The organism is uncultured Maritalea sp., from assembly GCF_937139385.1.
Taxonomy (GTDB): Bacteria; Pseudomonadota; Alphaproteobacteria; order Rhizobiales; family Devosiaceae; genus Maritalea; species Maritalea porphyrae_A.
In genome coordinates, this window is sequence record NZ_CAKZPW010000377.1 from 1 (window position 1) to 3,073 (window position 3,073).

5 protein-coding genes are annotated in these 3,073 nt (G+C 49.1%); all 5 read right to left on the reverse strand.

The genetic code is table 11. The annotated features are described in order from the left end of the window. The coding region (locus tag Q0231_RS15155) for a tetrahydrofolate dehydrogenase/cyclohydrolase catalytic domain-containing protein (protein WP_299348794.1) at positions 1 to 420 on the reverse strand (420 nt) is incomplete at its 3' end. Positions 421 to 438: 18 nt separating this feature from the next. Continuing rightward, a complete protein-coding gene (locus Q0231_RS15160) occupies positions 439 to 1,194 on the reverse strand; it encodes a 5-oxoprolinase subunit PxpA (RefSeq protein WP_299348797.1) in 756 nt (251 codons plus the stop codon). Then, entirely contained in the window at positions 1,191 to 2,105 is a 915-nt protein-coding gene (locus Q0231_RS15165) for a biotin-dependent carboxyltransferase family protein (RefSeq protein WP_299348800.1), read from the reverse strand. Before Q0231_RS15165 ends, Q0231_RS15160 begins: the two co-directional genes overlap by 4 nt. Further along, positions 2,102 to 2,788 carry a carboxyltransferase domain-containing protein gene (locus tag Q0231_RS15170; protein WP_299348802.1) on the reverse strand — a complete coding sequence of 229 codons (687 nt, stop codon included), beginning with the start codon at positions 2,786 to 2,788 and terminating at the stop codon, positions 2,102 to 2,104. The genes Q0231_RS15165 and Q0231_RS15170 overlap by 4 nt, the downstream gene beginning before the upstream one ends. Positions 2,789 to 2,810: 22 nt before the next feature. Further along, positions 2,811 to 3,073 (reverse strand): formate--tetrahydrofolate ligase (locus Q0231_RS15175; protein ID WP_299348805.1); only part of this gene is annotated, 263 nt, incomplete at its 5' end.

The following is a 3,073-nucleotide window of genomic DNA, read 5'->3' on the forward strand; positions in this document are numbered from 1 at the left end:
TGGCACTGGGCCAGGCAAGCCGATGGCGACTTTGCCAACATTTTCTGGGCTGAAGCAATCGACGTCTTTGGCAGGGCTTAGTGCATTGATGATCTTGTTTTCATCAATGTGTTTTGGCACCGGCAATTGGCACAGGATACCGTGCACATCGTCACGATTGTTGAGTTCTTCAATAAGGGAGAGAACTTCTGCCTCTGGCACGTCGGCGGCCAACTCATACTTAAATGAGTTCATGCCAACTTCTTTTGTCTGCTTTGCCTTATTGTTCACATAGACTTGGCTGGCGGGGTCGTGACCCACGATGATCACGGCAAGTCCCGGCGTTATATTGTGTTCAGATTTTAAGCGCTCAACGTGATCTGCAATCCGTTCGCGCAGTCCTTGTGCAAACGCTTTCCCATCGATAATCTTTGCTGTCATTTTGCACCCCAGAGTTTCTTAATTAGCAAATGATTTTATGTTTATTCCCAAAGCCTTGATGGTTTCGCTGATGCGTTTTGCCAATTGAACTGCATGCGCATTGTCACCATGAAGGCAGATCGATTGTGTGGGCAGTTTCAGCTCGCCACCCGAAATTGTATTTACACTACCTGTGGTCAGTAAATAGGTGACGTGTTCAAGGACGGCCTTGTCTTGTGTCAAGACCGCGCCTTCAATCGCCCTAGAGGCAAGTTGGCCATCATCTGTGTAAGCACGATCTGCGAACGCTTCGTCAAACACGGGCAAACTTAACTGCTTTGCAGCCGCGGTTTGTTGGGAATTCGCAAGCGCTAGAATGGGCATGTCTATGCGGAATGACTGTATGGCCTTATAGGCGGTCAAGGCCAAATCAAAGTCGGCGGCGGTCATATTGGCCAATGCGCCGTGCAGTTTTACATATTTGGTTGTTGTGTTGGCTTTTTGAGCCCAGCCTTCAAACCGTTCAAGTTGGCGTAATATTTGATTGCTCAACTCGGCTGACGTGAGGTGCAATTGTTTGCGCCCAAAGTTCTCTTTATCCTCAAACCCGGGGTGTGCGCCGATTGTGACTTCGTTTTTCAGCGCCAAATCAATTGATTGCTGGATGGTGTCATCGTCTCCCGCGTGACCACCACAGGCGATATTGGCGCTTGAGACATATTGCATCATCGCCGCATCATTGCCGGTGCCCTCACCCAAGTCTGCGTTCAAATCAATCCAGCGATCAGTCATCATCCATTCACCATCGCCTTATGTGCTTTTTCCAGCGTCGTTGAAATGAAGCTTATTTCCCGATTTGGGCGCTGTTGCGCCACACAATCAAGGTCCGCATCGATGATTGTGGCAATTCGGGGGTAACCGCCAATTGGTTGGTGATCGCGCATCAGTATTACTGGTGTTCCATCACCTAACAGCTGGATATCCCCTGGCACAACTGCATCTGAAACGATGTTCTTATGTTGTGAAATATCAAACCGTGCCAGCGGGTCTGAAAGGCGAAAACCCATCCGATCAATGGAATTGGAAATCTTAAATGGTGCTTCAAAAAGCCTCGTCCACATGGCTGGGCCAAGCAAGTCCGCATGTAAACCGGGCAATACGCGCACTATATTTGAACTTGGCGCCGCACTTTTGGTCTTTGATCCAACACTATTTGTGCGCAACAGCACACCATCGCCAAATGTGATCTGATCATTCGCTTTGAGGGCGCGCCCCTCAAATCCACCAACGCCAGCTGCCAAGTTTGTTGACTTGCTGCCCATAACGATGGGGATATTTAGGCTTTGCGCAAAACGGAGGTAACCGTAATTGCCAGCCCTGCCTGTTGTGATGCTTACCTTATCGCCATCGGTCAACAACAGAAGTGCAGGCCATTGCTTTTCATCGTTATTTTGCTTGATCTGAAATTCGCCGCCATCAACAGCGCATTCTGTAGGTGGACCAGAATAGACAAAATCTATGCCCAACATAGAGAATTCGATTACCGATTGGCTGCCTTGACCATCAAGCGCGGCAGCTGTTTTGTTAAAGGCGGTTCTGTCCATCGGCCCGCTAGCGGAAAGCCCATAAAGCAAGCCTTCGGGCCGCCCAGCGTCTTGTATGGTTGAATTGGGCGATACACGCTGAATTGTTATTGAGCCACTCATAGGTTTTCCACCACTTGGAATTGAACCAACTCGCCAGGATTTACCATTATCGGTGTTTGGCTTGATGAATCAAAGTTGCGAAAATCAGTTTGACCAATAACGTGCCAGCCCGTGCGAATGGGACGCGAGGTTATGGCTGTTTGCCCAGCTGCGAACAGAATGGATCCGGCGGGCACATTTTCTTGTACCTGCTCCCGACGAGGAACCCGCAGTTTTTCATCATGCAAACCGAGATAAAGAAAACCGGGTGAAAACCCCAAAGCTAGAGCATGCAAAGGTTTGCTCGTGTGAGACTTGATGAACTGATCTTCACTCAGCTCAAGCATTTCACATACGTCCTGCAAACAAGGGCCGTATTTGCCGCCATATATCACATTGATGTTGTGCAACGGCTTATCTGGGCCAGATTTGTCGCCATCAAATGTGCTCATTAAGAGCATGATTTGGTTTTTCAGATCATTGAATTGCGTTTTGAACGGATCATAACGCAAAATGACGGACACAAGATTTGAACTGCATCCGTCAATCATAGAACCAAGCTTCTCGCGGCAAAGGTCCGCAAACACTTGCGCATGGTGGTTTGCTTCAAGTGTAAGCTGGTTGCCAAACCGCACCAAAATCGCACGGTCGCCAAGCGGAATAAGGCGGGAGATGATTTCATTTTCCTGAAATTGTCTCGCCACCATAGTCATCCTTCAGCTGGGCCTAGAACAATCCTTGGATTTCGCCGTTGTCATCCAAATGAATTGCTTCGGCCGATGGTTTGCGGGGCAAACCGGGCATCGTCATAATGTCACCGCATACAGCAACAACAAAGCCCGCACCAGCAGAAAGCCTTACTTCACGCACAGGAATTGTGTGCCCTGTGGGTGCACCGCGCAAATTTGGATCAGTTGAGAAGGAATATTGGGTTTTCGCCATGCAAACGGGCAGATTGCCGTATCCAGCCTCTTCCCATTCGCGCAACT